The sequence below is a fragment of the Pseudomonas sp. FW507-12TSA genome (assembly GCF_058781435.1).
Genome location: NZ_JBYSWT010000056.1, coordinates 1 through 15,622, shown reverse-complemented (window position 1 = coordinate 15,622; position 15,622 = coordinate 1). Strand labels below are relative to the sequence as shown.

General features: G+C 56.2%; 13 protein-coding genes and 1 tRNA gene. All 14 read left to right on the top strand.

Annotated features, from left to right (window positions below; translation table 11 throughout):
- Positions 1-90 (top strand): EF-Tu C-terminal domain-related protein (locus AC3WK8_RS31630; protein ID WP_445758192.1); only part of this gene is annotated, 90 nt, incomplete at its 5' end.
- Between the two features lie 53 nt (positions 91-143).
- Positions 144-219, top strand: a tRNA-Trp gene (locus AC3WK8_RS31625).
- Between the two features lie 45 nt (positions 220-264).
- On the top strand, positions 265-633 hold the full coding sequence (gene secE / locus AC3WK8_RS31620) for a preprotein translocase subunit SecE (protein ID WP_053138903.1): 369 nt from the start codon (positions 265-267) through the stop codon (positions 631-633).
- 9 nt (positions 634-642) lie between these two features.
- Entirely contained in the window at positions 643-1,176 is a 534-nt protein-coding gene (gene nusG / locus AC3WK8_RS31615) for a transcription termination/antitermination protein NusG (RefSeq protein ID WP_002555501.1), read from the top strand.
- Between the two features lie 118 nt (positions 1,177-1,294).
- Positions 1,295-1,726 carry a 50S ribosomal protein L11 gene (gene rplK, locus AC3WK8_RS31610; RefSeq protein ID WP_003176435.1) on the top strand — a complete coding sequence of 144 codons (432 nt, stop codon included), beginning with the start codon at positions 1,295-1,297 and terminating at the stop codon, positions 1,724-1,726.
- On the top strand, positions 1,726-2,421 hold the full coding sequence (gene rplA / locus AC3WK8_RS31605; protein ID WP_053138906.1) for a 50S ribosomal protein L1: 696 nt from the start codon (positions 1,726-1,728) through the stop codon (positions 2,419-2,421). Before rplK ends, rplA begins: the two co-directional genes overlap by 1 nt.
- 199 nt (positions 2,422-2,620) lie before the next feature.
- Entirely contained in the window at positions 2,621-3,121 is a 501-nt protein-coding gene (gene rplJ, locus AC3WK8_RS31600) for a 50S ribosomal protein L10 (protein WP_053138910.1), read from the top strand.
- 80 nt (positions 3,122-3,201) lie between these two features.
- The gene (gene rplL, locus AC3WK8_RS31595; RefSeq protein WP_053138913.1) at positions 3,202-3,567 is read left to right on the top strand and encodes a 50S ribosomal protein L7/L12; all 366 of its coding nucleotides are present in this window, start codon (positions 3,202-3,204) and stop codon (positions 3,565-3,567) included.
- A gap of 221 nt (positions 3,568-3,788) precedes the next feature.
- Positions 3,789-7,862 (top strand): DNA-directed RNA polymerase subunit beta, encoded by a 4,074-nt coding sequence (gene rpoB, locus AC3WK8_RS31590; protein ID WP_053138916.1) that lies wholly within the window; start codon positions 3,789-3,791, stop codon positions 7,860-7,862.
- Between the two features lie 64 nt (positions 7,863-7,926).
- Positions 7,927-12,126: a DNA-directed RNA polymerase subunit beta' gene (gene rpoC, locus AC3WK8_RS31585; protein WP_085596892.1), complete on the top strand. Its 4,200-nt coding sequence runs from the start codon at positions 7,927-7,929 to the stop codon at positions 12,124-12,126.
- Positions 12,127-12,327: 201 nt separating this feature from the next.
- Complete coding sequence (gene rpsL, locus AC3WK8_RS31580) at positions 12,328-12,699, top strand: 30S ribosomal protein S12 (protein WP_003186084.1); 372 nt, start codon at positions 12,328-12,330, stop codon at positions 12,697-12,699.
- A 112-nt stretch (positions 12,700-12,811) separates the two neighbouring features.
- A complete protein-coding gene (gene rpsG, locus AC3WK8_RS31575) occupies positions 12,812-13,282 on the top strand; it encodes a 30S ribosomal protein S7 (protein ID WP_007925959.1) in 471 nt (156 codons plus the stop codon).
- 30 nt (positions 13,283-13,312) lie between these two features.
- The gene (gene fusA, locus AC3WK8_RS31570) at positions 13,313-15,460 is read left to right on the top strand and encodes an elongation factor G (RefSeq protein WP_053138922.1); all 2,148 of its coding nucleotides are present in this window, start codon (positions 13,313-13,315) and stop codon (positions 15,458-15,460) included.
- A gap of 34 nt (positions 15,461-15,494) precedes the next feature.
- The coding region (locus tag AC3WK8_RS31565) for a GTP-binding protein (RefSeq protein ID WP_234461683.1) at positions 15,495-15,622 on the top strand (128 nt) is incomplete at its 3' end.

Below are 15,622 nucleotides of genomic sequence, written 5' to 3'. Positions count from 1 at the left end.
ACCATCGCGATGGAAGATGGTCTGCGTTTCGCTATCCGTGAAGGCGGTCGTACCGTCGGCGCTGGCGTCGTAGCCAAGGTCATCGAGTAATTTCTTGCAAAGTCCCCGTCAGGCCGATATAATGGTCGGCCTGATTTTGTTTTAGGTCAGTAGCTCAATTGGCAGAGCGACGGTCTCCAAAACCGTAGGTTGGGGGTTCGATTCCCTCCTGACCTGCCAGATTCACTCAATGTGTCTGGCTTTCTTTTCACAGGATCTTCATAGATGACTCCTAAGGCTGAAGCTCAAGGTTCTCGCTTCGATCTGCTGAAGTGGCTCGTTGTTGTCGCTTTGGTGGTCGTTGGTGTTGTTGGTAATCAGTATTATTCTGGCCTACCGATCCTGTACCGCGTCCTGGCGCTACTTGTTATTGCTGCTGTCGCTGCTTTTGTGGGTCTGCAGACTGCAAAAGGCAAGTCGTTCTTTGTCCTGGTTAAAGAAGCTCGCACTGAGATTCGTAAAGTCGTATGGCCAACCCGTCAAGAAACCACTCAGACCACGCTGATTGTCGTGGCTGTAGTTTTGGTTATGGCGTTGCTGTTGTGGGGGCTTGACTCCCTGCTGGGTTGGATCGTTTCCTTGATTGTTGGCTAAGGGTGTCCCGTGGCTAAGCGTTGGTACGTTGTGCATGCTTACTCGGGTTACGAGAAGCATGTAATGCGCTCGCTGATCGAGCGTGTGAAGCTGGCTGGCATGGAAGATGGCTTCGGCGAAATTCTGGTCCCCACTGAAGAAGTGGTTGAGATGCGCAACGGCCAGAAGCGCAAGAGTGAGCGTAAATTCTTCCCTGGTTATGTGCTTGTCCAGATGGATATGAATGAGGGTACTTGGCACTTGGTCAAGGATACTCCTCGTGTAATGGGCTTTATTGGTGGTACCGCTGACAAGCCGGCGCCGATCACTGATAAGGAAGCAGAAGCAATTCTGCGTCGTGTCGCTGATGGTAGCGACAAGCCCAAGCCTAAGACCCTGTTTGAGCCAGGTGAGGTGGTCCGGGTTACTGACGGTCCGTTCGCTGATTTCAATGGCACGGTCGAAGAGGTTAACTACGAAAAGAGCCGGATCCAAGTGGCCGTGCTCATTTTCGGTCGCTCTACTCCGGTAGAGTTGGAGTTCAGTCAGGTCGAAAAGGCATAACTGAACGAGAATCCCATACCCCGCAGCCCTAGGCTGTGGGGTTTTGTCGTCACTGGGATAAACGCGCAAGTAACCGGGGAGCCTTTTTAGGCGTCTGAACCCGTAATTGGAGTGCCTCATGGCTAAGAAGATTACTGCTTACATCAAGCTGCAAGTTAAGGCCGCTCAGGCCAACCCAAGCCCGCCCGTTGGTCCAGCTCTGGGTCAGCACGGCGTGAACATCATGGAATTCTGCAAGGCCTTCAACGCCCGTACTCAGGGTCTTGAGCCAGGCCTGCCGACTCCAGTGATCATCACTGTCTACAGTGACCGTAGCTTCACTTTCGAAACCAAGAGCACCCCCGCTTCGGTTCTGCTGAAGAAGGCTGCTGGTTTGACTAGCGGTTCCGCTCGTCCGAACACCGTTAAGGTTGGCACTGTTACCCGTGCTCAGCTGGAAGAGATCGCGAAAACTAAAAACGCTGATCTGACCGCAGCTGATATGGATGCAGCCGTGCGTACTATCGCCGGTTCTGCTCGTAGCATGGGCCTTAACGTGGAGGGTGTGTAATGGCTAAGCTGACCAAGCGCCAAAAGGCTATCGCCGGCAAGATTGAAGCAGGCAAAGCCTACAATTTCGTAGATGCCGCCGCTCTCCTGACCGAACTGTCGACCGTTAAGTTCAACGAGTCCGTAGACGTAGCTGTGAACCTGGGCGTAGACCCACGTAAGTCTGACCAGGTTGTCCGCAGCGCTACTGTGCTGCCACACGGCACTGGCAAGACCGTTCGTGTTGCTGTGTTTACCCAGGGCCCAGCTGCTGAAGCAGCTCTGGCTGCCGGTGCTGACCGCGTAGGTATGGATGAGCTGGCTGCCGAAATGAAAGGCGGCGACCTGAACTACGACGTGGTTATCGCTTCTCCGGACGCGATGCGCGTTGTGGGTCAGCTGGGTCAGGTTCTGGGTCCTCGTGGTCTGATGCCTAACCCGAAAGTAGGTACCGTGACTCCAGACGTCGCTTCGGCTGTTAAAAACGCCAAGGCCGGTCAGGTTCGCTATCGTACCGACAAGAACGGCATTATCCACACCTCCGTTGGCAAGGTCGGCTTCGATGCCGTCAAGCTGAAGGAGAACGTTGAAGCTCTGATCGCTGACCTGAAGCGTATCAAGCCGGCTTCTTCGAAAGGTATCTACGTGAAGCGCGTTACCCTGAGCACCACTATGGGCCCAGGCCTGGTCATCGACCAAAGCTCGCTGGACGTATAAAACACGAACTGGCGCGAGCGATTGCGTCAGTTGAAAAAATTGGGGTCCCTGCCTGGCGGGGGCTATCCAAGACCGTAGGCGACGTAAGTCTTAAACCACAAGCCTACGCAGATGGTGCTCCCGGTTCCTTACCGAATCAGACACCAAAACGACATCCAACCCAGGTTGGATGAAACGGTAACAAGCAGGAGTTAAACCCGTGGCAATTAAACTCGAAGACAAGAAGGCCATCGTCGCTGAAGTCAACGAGGCTGCCAAAGTTGCCCTGTCCGCTGTTGTGGCTGATGCCCGTGGTGTGACAGTAGGCGCTATGACCGGACTCCGTAAAGAGGCCCGCGAAGCTGGTGTTTATGTACGCGTTGTACGTAACACCCTGCTGAAGCGCGCTGTTGAAGGCACTCAATATGACGTGCTCAACGACGCGTTCGTCGGCCCTACCCTGATTGCATTCTCTAAGGAACATCCGGGCGCTGCTGCTCGTATTTTCAAAGAGTTCGCAAAGGGTCAGGAAAAGTTCGAGATCAAGGCAGCTGCGTTCGAGGGCAAGTACCTCGCAGCAAACGAGATCGACGTGTTGGCTTCGCTGCCAACTCGCGACGAGGCTATTGCGAAGCTGATGAGCGTGATCCAAGGCGCTACCAGCAAGCTGGCTCGTACTCTGGCGGCTATTCGCGACCAGAAAGAAGCTGCTGCAGCCTAAGGCTCCGCAAGCTCTTTCTAAATCATACGTTTAATTTGATAGCTGCGTAGGCTGTCACCCCAATACAGGAATCTATAGTCATGTCTCTGACTAACGAGCAAATCATCGAAGCAATCGGCCAGAAAACCGTTCTGGAAGTTGTTGAGCTGATCAAAGCGATGGAAGAAACCTTCGGCGTTACCGCTGCTGTTGCCGCTGCTGGCCCAGCTGCTGCCGCTGCTGTTGTTGAAGAGCAAACCGAGTTCAACGTTATCCTGGCTGACGCTGGCGATAAGAAAGTGAACGTGATCAAGGCTGTACGTGAACTGACCGGTCTGGGCCTGAAAGAAGCCAAGGCTGTAGTTGACGGCGCTCCTGGCATGGTTCTGGAAGGCGTTGCTAAAGAAGCCGCTGACAAAGCCAAAGCAGCTCTGGAAGAAGCAGGCGCTAAAGTCGAGCTCAAGTAAGCATCGACTTTGTGTCTCCAGCCCGAGCGTTGAGCGAACGGCTGATGGCTGGTGGCTTTTGCCACCGGCCTTTTTCCGTTATTGGCTACCGACTGGGTCGGTGCCTTTAACGTGCTGTAACCCACCCTGTGCGGTGGCGCAAACCAAAGGGTTTGCACGATTTTCTGGCTGCCTCCGTCGGGGGCAGCCGAATAAGCAGGTGACCAAGCTGGGGAACGCTGATGGCTTACTCATACACTGAGAAAAAACGTATCCGCAAGGACTTTAGCAAGTTGCCGGACGTCATGGATGTGCCTTACCTCCTGGCCATCCAGCTGGATTCGTATCGTGAATTCTTGCAAGCGGGAGCGACTAAAGATCAGTTCCGCGACGTGGGCCTGCATGCGGCCTTCAAATCCGTTTTCCCGATCATCAGCTACTCCGGCAATGCTGCGTTGGAGTATGTCGGTTATCGTCTGGGTGAACCGGCATTTGATGTCAAAGAATGCGTGTTGCGTGGTGTAACTTACGCCGTACCTTTGCGGGTAAAAGTTCGTCTGATCATTTTCGACAAAGAATCGTCGAACAAAGCGATCAAGGACATCAAAGAGCAAGAAGTCTACATGGGTGAAATTCCCCTGATGACTGAGAACGGTACCTTCGTTATCAACGGTACCGAGCGTGTAATCGTTTCCCAGTTGCACCGTTCCCCTGGCGTGTTCTTCGACCACGACCGTGGCAAGACGCACAGCTCCGGTAAACTGCTGTACTCCGCGCGAATCATTCCTTACCGCGGTTCATGGTTGGACTTCGAGTTCGACCCTAAAGACTGCGTGTTCGTACGTATCGACCGTCGTCGCAAGCTGCCTGCGTCGGTACTGCTGCGTGCGCTCGGCTACACCACTGAAGAAGTGCTGGACGCGTTCTACACCACCAACGTATTCCACGTGAAAGGCGAGAGCCTGAGCCTGGAGCTGGTGCCTCAGCGCCTGCGTGGTGAAGTAGCGGTTCTGGACATCCAGGACGACAAAGGCAAGGTTATTGTCGAGCAAGGTCGTCGTATCACCGCTCGTCATATCAACCAGCTGGAAAAAGCCGGTATCAAGGAACTCGACGTGCCTCTGGACTACGTCCTGGGCCGTACCACCGCCAAGGCCATCGTGCATCCGGCAACCGGCGAGATCCTGGCAGAGTGCAACACCGAACTGAACACCGAGCTGCTGGCAAAGATCGCCAAGGCTCAGGTCGTTCGCATCGAGACCCTGTACACCAACGATATCGACTGTGGTCCGTTCATTTCCGACACGTTGAAGATCGACTCCACCGGCAACCAACTGGAAGCACTGGTCGAGATCTATCGCATGATGCGTCCTGGTGAGCCGCCGACCAAGGACGCCGCCGAGACTCTGTTCAACAACCTGTTCTTCAGCCCAGAGCGCTATGACCTCTCCGCCGTTGGCCGGATGAAGTTCAACCGTCGTATCGGTCGTACCGAAATCGAAGGTTCGGGCGTGCTGTGCAAGGAAGACATCGTTGCTGTCCTGAAGACCCTGGTCGACATCCGTAACGGTAAAGGCATCGTCGACGACATCGACCACCTGGGTAACCGTCGTGTGCGTTGCGTAGGCGAGATGGCCGAGAACCAGTTCCGCGTAGGCCTGGTGCGTGTTGAGCGCGCGGTCAAGGAACGTCTGTCGATGGCTGAAAGCGAAGGCCTGATGCCGCAGGACCTGATCAATGCCAAGCCTGTGGCTGCGGCTGTGAAGGAGTTCTTCGGTTCCAGCCAGCTGTCGCAGTTCATGGACCAGAACAACCCGCTGTCGGAGATCACCCACAAGCGCCGTGTTTCTGCGCTCGGCCCAGGCGGTCTGACCCGCGAGCGTGCAGGCTTCGAAGTCCGTGACGTACACCCGACCCACTACGGTCGTGTATGCCCGATCGAAACGCCTGAAGGTCCGAATATCGGTCTGATCAACTCCCTGGCAGCCTATGCCCGCACCAACCAGTACGGCTTCCTGGAAAGCCCATACCGTGTGGTGAAGGAAGGCCTGGTAACCGACGAGATCGTGTTCCTGTCCGCCATTGAAGAGGCCGATCATGTGATCGCCCAGGCTTCGGCGACCATGAACGAAAAAGGCCAGCTGATCGATGAGTTGGTAGCTGTTCGTCACCTGAACGAATTCACCGTCAAGGCGCCGGAAGACGTCACCCTGATGGACGTTTCGCCTAAGCAGGTAGTTTCGGTCGCAGCATCGCTGATTCCGTTCCTCGAGCACGACGACGCCAACCGTGCATTGATGGGTTCCAACATGCAGCGTCAGGCTGTGCCAACCCTGCGTGCCGACAAGCCGCTGGTAGGTACCGGCATGGAGCGCAACGTTGCCCGTGACTCCGGCGTTTGCGTGGTTGCTCGCCGCGGTGGCGTGATCGACTCGGTTGATGCCAGCCGTATCGTCGTTCGCGTAGCTGATGACGAGGTGGAAACCGGTGAAGCAGGTGTGGATATCTACAACCTCACCAAGTACACCCGCTCGAACCAGAACACCTGCATCAACCAGCGTCCGCTGGTGAGCAAGGGTGACAAGGTCCAGCGTGGCGACATCATGGCTGACGGTCCGTCCACCGACATGGGTGAGCTGGCGCTGGGTCAGAACATGCGCATCGCGTTCATGGCATGGAACGGCTTCAACTTCGAAGACTCCATCTGCCTCTCCGAGCGCGTGGTTCAAGAAGACCGCTTTACCACGATCCACATCCAGGAACTGACCTGCGTGGCGCGTGACACCAAGCTTGGCCCAGAGGAAATCACCGCAGACATCCCGAACGTGGGTGAAGCTGCGCTGAACAAGCTGGACGAGGCCGGTATCGTTTATGTAGGTGCTGAAGTCGGCGCCGGCGACATCCTGGTTGGTAAGGTCACTCCAAAAGGCGAGACCCAGCTGACTCCGGAAGAGAAGCTGCTGCGTGCGATCTTCGGTGAAAAGGCCAGCGACGTTAAAGACACCTCCCTGCGCGTACCTACCGGTACCAAAGGTACTGTCATCGACGTTCAGGTCTTCACTCGTGACGGCGTCGAGCGTGACTCGCGCGCCCTGTCGATCGAGAAGAGCCAGCTGGACGAGATCCGCAAGGATCTGAACGAAGAGTTCCGCATCGTAGAAGGCGCGACCTTCGAGCGTTTGCGTGCAGCCCTGGTCGGCCATAAGGCCGAAGGTGGCGCAGGCCTGAAGAAGGGCCAGGACATCACTGACGAAGTGCTCGATGGTCTTGAGCGCGGCCAGTGGTTCAAGCTGCGTATGGCGGAAGATGCTCTGAACGAGCAGCTCGAGAAGGCCCAGGCCTACATCGTCGATCGCCGTCGCCTGCTGGACGACAAGTTCGAAGACAAGAAGCGCAAGCTGCAGCAAGGCGATGACCTGGCTCCGGGCGTGCTGAAAATCGTCAAGGTCTACCTGGCAATCCGTCGTCGTATCCAGCCTGGTGACAAGATGGCCGGTCGCCACGGTAACAAGGGTGTGGTCTCCGTGATCATGCCGGTCGAAGACATGCCGCACGACGCCAACGGTACTCCGGTCGATGTCGTACTGAACCCTCTGGGCGTACCTTCGCGTATGAACGTTGGTCAGATTCTCGAAACTCACCTTGGCCTGGCGGCCAAAGGTCTGGGCGAGAAGATCAACCGCATGGTCGAAGAACAGCGCAAGGTCGCAGAACTGCGTACTTTCCTGGACGAGATCTACAACCAGATCGGTGGTCGCAACGAAGACCTGGACAGCTTCTCCGACCAGGAGATCCTGGACCTGGCGAACAACCTGCGCGGCGGTGTGCCGATGGCCACTCCGGTGTTCGACGGTGCCAAGGAAAGCGAAATCAAGGCCATGCTGAAACTGGCGGACCTGCCAGAAAGCGGCCAGATGCAACTGACTGACGGCCGTACCGGCAACAAGTTCGAGCGTCCAGTTACCGTTGGCTACATGTACATGCTGAAACTGAACCACCTGGTAGACGACAAGATGCACGCTCGTTCTACTGGTTCGTACAGCCTTGTTACCCAGCAGCCGCTGGGTGGTAAGGCACAGTTCGGTGGTCAGCGTTTCGGGGAGATGGAGGTCTGGGCACTGGAAGCATACGGTGCTGCGTACACTCTGCAAGAAATGCTCACAGTGAAGTCGGACGACGTGAACGGCCGTACCAAGATGTACAAGAACATCGTGGATGGCGATCACCGTATGGAGCCGGGCATGCCCGAGTCCTTCAACGTGTTGATCAAGGAAATTCGTTCCCTCGGCATCGATATCGATCTGGAAACCGAATAACACGTGACGCGAAGGGGAGTGGGGCAGGTATTGCCCGCTTCCTGCTCCGCCAGGAGGAAAGGCCTTGAAAGACCTACTGAATTTGCTGAAAAACCAGGGTCAAGTCGAAGAGTTCGACGCCATCCGTATTGGATTGGCCTCGCCTGAGATGATCCGTTCGTGGTCGTTCGGTGAAGTTAAAAAGCCGGAAACCATCAACTATCGTACGTTCAAACCTGAGCGCGACGGCCTGTTCTGCGCCAAGATCTTTGGTCCAGTGAAGGATTACGAGTGCCTGTGCGGTAAGTACAAGCGCTTGAAGCATCGTGGTGTGATCTGCGAGAAGTGCGGCGTTGAAGTCGCGCTGGCCAAGGTTCGTCGTGAGCGCATGGCGCACATCGAACTGGCCTCTCCAGTCGCCCACATCTGGTTCCTGAAATCGCTGCCGTCCCGTATCGGCTTGCTGATGGACATGACCCTGCGTGATATCGAGCGCGTGCTCTACTTCGAGAGCTACGTCGTTATCGATCCGGGCATGACCACCCTGGAGAAGGGCCAGCTGCTGAACGACGAGCAGTACTTCGAAGCGTTGGAAGAGTTCGGTGATGACTTCGATGCCCGCATGGGTGCCGAAGCTGTCCGCGAACTGCTGCACGCTATCGACCTGGAGCACGAGATCGGCCGCCTGCGTGAAGAGATTCCGCAAACCAACTCGGAAACCAAGATCAAGAAGCTGTCCAAGCGCCTGAAGTTGATGGAAGCCTTCCAGGGCTCCGGCAACCTGCCTGAGTGGATGGTGCTGACCGTTCTGCCGGTTCTGCCGCCAGATCTGCGTCCACTGGTTCCGCTGGATGGCGGTCGCTTCGCGACTTCCGACCTCAACGATCTGTATCGTCGAGTGATCAACCGTAACAACCGTCTGAAGCGCCTGCTGGATCTGTCTGCGCCTGACATCATCGTGCGCAACGAAAAGCGCATGCTGCAGGAAGCGGTCGATGCACTGCTCGACAACGGTCGTCGCGGTCGCGCCATCACCGGTTCGAACAAGCGTCCTCTGAAATCCCTGGCCGACATGATCAAGGGTAAGCAAGGTCGTTTCCGTCAGAACTTGCTCGGTAAGCGTGTTGACTACTCCGGCCGTTCGGTAATTACCGTAGGTCCGACCCTGCGTCTGCACCAGTGCGGTCTGCCGAAGAAGATGGCTCTCGAGCTGTTCAAGCCGTTCATTTTCGGCAAGCTGGAAATGCGTGGTCTGGCGACCACCATCAAGGCCGCCAAGAAGATGGTCGAGCGTGAGCTGCCAGAGGTTTGGGACGTTCTCGCCGAAGTGATTCGCGAACACCCCGTACTGCTCAACCGTGCACCGACCCTTCACCGTCTGGGTATCCAGGCGTTTGAGCCCGTACTGATCGAAGGTAAGGCTATCCAGCTGCACCCTCTGGTTTGTGCGGCGTACAACGCCGACTTCGACGGTGACCAAATGGCCGTGCACGTACCGCTGACGCTGGAAGCCCAGCTGGAAGCGCGTGCGTTGATGATGTCGACCAACAACATCCTGTCGCCAGCCAACGGTGAGCCGATCATCGTTCCGTCGCAGGACGTGGTACTGGGTCTGTATTACATGACCCGTGAAGCGATCAACGCCAAGGGCGAAGGTCGTGTGTTCGCGGACCTGCAGGAAGTCGACCGCGTATTCCGCGCCGGCGAAGCTGCTCTGCATGCCAAGATCAAGGTTCGTATCAGCGAAACCGTCAATGATCGTGATGGCGGCAGCGTGAGCGCCACCCGTATCGTCGACACCACTGTCGGCCGTGCGCTGCTGTTCCAGGTTGTGCCGAAGGGTCTGTCGTTCGACGTCGTCAACCTGCCGATGAAGAAGAAGGCGATTTCCAAGCTGATCAACCAGTGCTACCGCGTGGTCGGTCTGAAAGAGACCGTTATCTTCGCTGACCAGTTGATGTACACCGGTTTTGCCTACTCGACCATTTCCGGCGTTTCCATCGGTGTTAACGACTTCGTTATCCCGGATGAAAAAGCCCGCATCATCGGTGCTGCCACCGACGAAGTGAAAGAGATCGAGAGCCAGTACGCCTCCGGCCTGGTAACCCAGGGTGAGAAGTACAACAAGGTGATCGACCTGTGGTCGAAGGCCAACGACGAAGTTTCCAAGGCGATGATGGCCAACCTCTCGAAAGAGAAGGTCGTCGACCGTAATGGCGATGAAGTCGAGCAAGAGTCGTTCAACTCGATGTACATGATGGCCGACTCGGGTGCGCGGGGTTCCGCGGCTCAGATCCGTCAGCTGGCTGGTATGCGTGGTCTGATGGCCAAGCCGGACGGCTCCATCATCGAGACGCCGATTACTGCGAACTTCCGTGAAGGTCTGAGCGTACTCCAGTACTTCATCTCGACCCACGGTGCTCGTAAAGGTCTGGCGGATACCGCATTGAAGACTGCGAACTCCGGTTACCTGACTCGTCGTCTGGTAGACGTGGCGCAAGACCTGGTGGTTACCGAGATCGATTGCGGTACCGAGCACGGCCTGCTGATGACTCCGCACATTGAAGGCGGTGACGTAGTAGAGCCTCTGGGTGAGCGCGTATTGGGTCGTGTTATCGCCCGTGATGTATTCAAGCCAGGCACCGAGGACGTTATCGTTCCTGCCGGTACCTTGGTAGACGAGAAGTGGGTTGAGTTCATCGAGCTCAACAGCATCGACGAAGTGGTTGTGCGTTCGCCGATCAGCTGTGAAACCCGCTATGGCATCTGCGCCAAGTGCTACGGCCGCGATCTGGCTCGTGGTCACCAGGTGAACATTGGTGAGGCTGTAGGTGTAATTGCCGCTCAGTCCATCGGTGAGCCGGGTACCCAGTTGACCATGCGTACGTTCCACATCGGTGGTGCGGCGAGCCGGACCTCGGCAGCCGACAGCGTCCAGGTGAAGAACGGCGGTACCGTGCGCCTGCATAACCTGAAGCACGTAGAGCGTGTCGACGGTCACCTGGTTGCTGTGTCTCGTTCTGGTGAGTTGGCTATTGCCGACGACTTCGGTCGCGAGCGCGAGCGCTACAAGCTGCCTTACGGTGCCGTGATTTCGGTGAAGGAAGGCGACAAGGTCGACGCTGGTGCCATCGTGGCCAAGTGGGACCCGCATACCCACCCGATCGTTACCGAAATGAAAGGTACCGTGACCTACGTGGGCATGGAAGAAGGCATCACGATCAAGCGTCAGACCGACGAATTGACCGGTATGACCAACATCGAAGTGCTCGATGTCAAAGACCGTCCAGCTGCCGGTAAAGACATTCGTCCTGCCGTGAAGATGGTGGGTATGGATGGCAAGGATCTGCTGCTGCCAGGTACCGACGTACCGGCCCAGTACTTCCTGCCGGCTAACGCCCTGGTTGGTGTTGCCGACGGTGCCCAGATTGCGATCGGTGATGTTATCGCTCGTATTCCGCAGGAAACCTCGAAGACCCGTGACATCACCGGTGGTCTGCCGCGCGTTGCCGACTTGTTCGAGGCTCGTCGTCCGAAAGAGGCGTCGATCTTGGCGGAAGTCAGCGGTACCATCGCGTTCGGTAAGGAAACCAAGGGCAAGCGTCGCCTGGTCATCACCCCGAACGATGGTAGCGATCCGTACGAGGAACTGATTCCGAAGTGGCGTCACCTGAACGTCTTCGAAGGCGAACAAGTGAACCGCGGCGAAGTTATCTCCGACGGTCCGAGCGACCCACACGACATCCTGCGTCTGCTGGGTGTAAGTGCGCTGGCCAAGTACATCGTCAACGAGATCCAGGACGTTTACCGTCTGCAGGGCGTGAAGATCAACGACAAGCACATCGAGACGATCCTGCGTCAGATGCTGCGTAAGGTCGAGATCTCCGAGTCCGGTGATTCCAGCTTCATCAAGGGCGACCAGATGGAACTGACTCACGTGCTGGTGGAAAACGAGCGCCTGAGCTCCGAAGACAAGTTCATCGCCAAGTTCACCCGCGTACTGCTGGGTATCACCAAGGCGTCCTTGTCTACCGAATCGTTCATCTCGGCGGCCTCTTTCCAAGAGACCACTCGCGTACTGACCGAAGCGGCGGTAACCGGCAAGCGCGACTACCTACGCGGCCTGAAAGAAAACGTGGTCGTGGGTCGTCTGATCCCGGCTGGTACTGGCCTGGCTTACCACAACGAGCGTAAGCGTCGTCGTGATGCCGACAAACCTCTGCGTGTGAGCGCAAGTGAAGTCGAAGCAGCACTGACCGAAGCGCTGAACTCCAGCGGTAGCTGATGCCTGCAGTAGATTGAGATCGAGGCCCCGACCTTTTCGATTGAGAAACGAGACAAATATGTCGAGTTTCACTGATCGGGGAGGTCGGGGCCTTGTCTTGACTGGGGCCAAGATCCTCTTTAGACTCTTGTACCCCTAAAATTGGTAGAGCGTGTGCTTTGCCATTTTGTTTATGTCGAAAGACAACAGTGGAGCTAGTAGATGGCAACTATCAACCAGCTGGTACGTCAGCCGCGCAAGCGTATCGTCGAGAAATCCGACGTGCCTGCGCTGCAGAACTGCCCGCAACGTCGTGGCGTGTGCACTCGCGTGTACACCACTACGCCGAAAAAACCTAACTCGGCACTGCGTAAAGTATGCCGTGTGCGTCTGACCAACGGTTTCGAGGTTTCCTCGTACATCGGTGGTGAAGGCCACAACCTGCAAGAGCACAGCGTCGTCCTGATCCGTGGCGGCCGTGTAAAAGACTTGCCAGGTGTTCGTTACCACACCGTTCGCGGCTCCCTGGATACTTCCGGCGTTAAAGGTCGTAACCAAGGTCGTTCGAAGTACGGTACCAAACGTCCGAAGTAATCGGTCGTTTTGCAGATTTTATTTATATTGAGTCGATAAGAGTAAGGTCGGGCACGTTTCCTTCTGGATCAACTGTCCCGAGCTAACCTGAAGACCGTTTGAGGGCTTATCAATGCCAAGACGTCGCGTAGCAGCCAAGCGTGAGATTCTGGACGATCCAAAATACGGAAGCCAGATCCTCGCCAAGTTCATGAACCACGTTATGGAGAGCGGCAAGAAAGCCGTTGCCGAGCGTATCGTTTATGGCGCGCTGGAAAAAGTTAAAGAACGCAAGAACAGCGATCCCCTGGAAATCTTCGAGAAAGCTCTCGACGCCATCGCTCCGCTGGTCGAAGTGAAGTCGCGCCGTGTAGGCGGTGCTACTTACCAGGTTCCGGTCGAAGTTCGTCCGTCCCGTCGTAATGCTCTGGCAATGCGCTGGTTGGTAGACTTCGCGCGCAAGCGCGGCGAGAAGTCTATGGCTCTGCGTTTGGCTGGCGAACTGCTGGACGCTGCCGAAGGCAAAGGTGCTGCAGTTAAGAAGCGTGAAGACGTACACCGTATGGCTGAAGCCAACAAGGCTTTCTCGCACTACCGCTTCTAATATCGGCATCATTCAATTTGCGAGGGCTTTATGGCTCGTACTACAGCAATCAACCGCTACCGTAACATCGGTATCTGTGCCCACGTTGACGCGGGCAAGACTACCACTACCGAGCGGATCCTGTTCTACACAGGTCTCAGCCACAAGATGGGTGAGGTGCATGACGGCGCTGCTACCACCGACTGGATGGTTCAGGAGCAGGAGCGTGGGATTACCATTACCTCCGCTGCTGTAACTACCTTCTGGAAAGGTTCGCGCGGTCAATACGATAACTATCGTGTAAACGTTATCGATACCCCTGGCCACGTAGACTTCACCATTGAAGTAGAGCGTTCTCTGCGTGTGCTTGACGGCGCGGTCGTGGTGTTCTGCGGTACTTCCGGTGTTGAGCCGCAGTCCGAAACCGTATGGCGTCAAGCCAACAAGTACGGCGTCCCACGTGTTGTTTACGTGAACAAGATGGACCGTGCTGGTGCCAACTTCCTGCGTGTTGTTGGTCAGATCAAGAACCGTCTGGGCCACACTCCGGTTCCGGTTCAGTTGGCTATCGGCTCGGAAGATAACTTCCAGGGTCAGGTCGACCTGATCAAGATGAAGGCTATCTACTGGAACGACGACGACAAGGGTACTACCTATCGCGAGGAAGAAATTCCTGCCGATATGCTGGACCTGGCTAACGAGTGGCGCTCCAACATGGTTGAAGCTGCTGCCGAAGCCAACGAAGAGCTGATGAACAAGTACCTTGAAGAAGGTGACTTGACTCCTGAGGAGATCAAGGCTGGTCTGCGTGCGCGCACCCTGGCTAGCGAGATCGTTCCAGCTGTCTGCGGTTCTTCGTTCAAGAACAAGGGTGTTCCCCTGGTTCTCGATGCCGTTATCGACTTCCTGCCTGCTCCAACCGAGATCCCTGCGATCAAGGGTATCCATCCGGACCTCATCGAGAAGCCGAAGGATGAGCTGGTAGAAGCGGATTACGACGAGCGTCATGCGGACGATGCTGAACCGTTCTCGGCTCTGGCGTTCAAGATCGCTACCGACCCGTTCGTTGGTACTCTGACTTTCGTGCGTGTTTACTCGGGCTTCCTGAGCTCGGGCGACTCCGTGATCAACTCGGTCAAGGGCAAGAAAGAGCGCGTTGGTCGTATGGTGCAAATGCACGCCAACCAGCGTGAAGAGATCAAGGAAGTACGTGCAGGCGATATCGCTGCTCTGATCGGCATGAAGGACGTCACCACTGGTGACACCCTGTGCGATATCGAGAAGCAGATCATCCTTGAGCGTATGGATTTCCCTGAGCCTGTGATTTCGGTAGCGGTAGAGCCGAAAACCAAGCAGGACCAGGAGAAGATGGGTATCGCATTGGGCAAGTTGGCTCAGGAAGACCCGTCGTTCCGTGTCAAGACCGACGAAGAGACCGGTCAGACCATCATCTCTGGTATGGGCGAGCTGCACCTGGACATCCTCGTTGACCGCATGAAGCGCGAGTTCAACGTCGAAGCCAACATCGGCAAGCCGCAGGTTTCGTACCGCGAGAAGATCAGCAAGAGCAACGTTGAGATCGAAGGCAAGTTCGTTCGCCAGTCTGGCGGTCGCGGTCAGTTCGGTCATTGCTGGATCCGTTTCTCGGAGCCGGACGTCGATGCGAACGGCAACATTACCGAGGGTCTGGTCTTCACCAACGAAGTCGTTGGTGGTGTGGTTCCTAAGGAATACATCCCGGCTATCCAGAAGGGTATCGAAGAGCAGATGAAGAACGGCGTCGTTGCCGGCTATCCGCTGATCGGCCTGAAGGCTACCGTGTTTGATGGTTCCTACCACGACGTCGACTCCAACGAGATGGCGTTCAAGGTAGCGGCCTCCATGGCGACCAAGCAGCTGGCCCAGAAGGGCGGCGGTGTTGTGCTTGAGCCGATCATGAAGGTTGAAGTAGTAACCCCAGAGGACTACATGGGTGACGTGATGGGTGACCTGAACCGTCGTCGTGGTCTGATCCAGGGTATGGATGACTCGGTGTCCGGCAAGGTTATCCGTGCCGAAGTGCCGCTGGGTGAGATGTTCGGTTACGCAACCGACGTTCGTTCCATGTCTCAGGGTCGCGCGAGCTACTCCATGGAATTCTCCAAATACGCCGAAGCTCCGTCGAACATCGTCGAAGCTCTCGTTAAAAAACAAGGCTGATTCAGCCTCCCCTTTAGGCTAGGAGTTAATAGTCGTGGCTAAAGAAAAATTTGAACGTAACAAACCGCACGTCAACGTTGGCACCATCGGTCACGTTGACCACGGTAAAACCACTCTGACCGCTGCTCTGACTCGCGTTTGCTCCGAAGTTTTCGGTTCGGC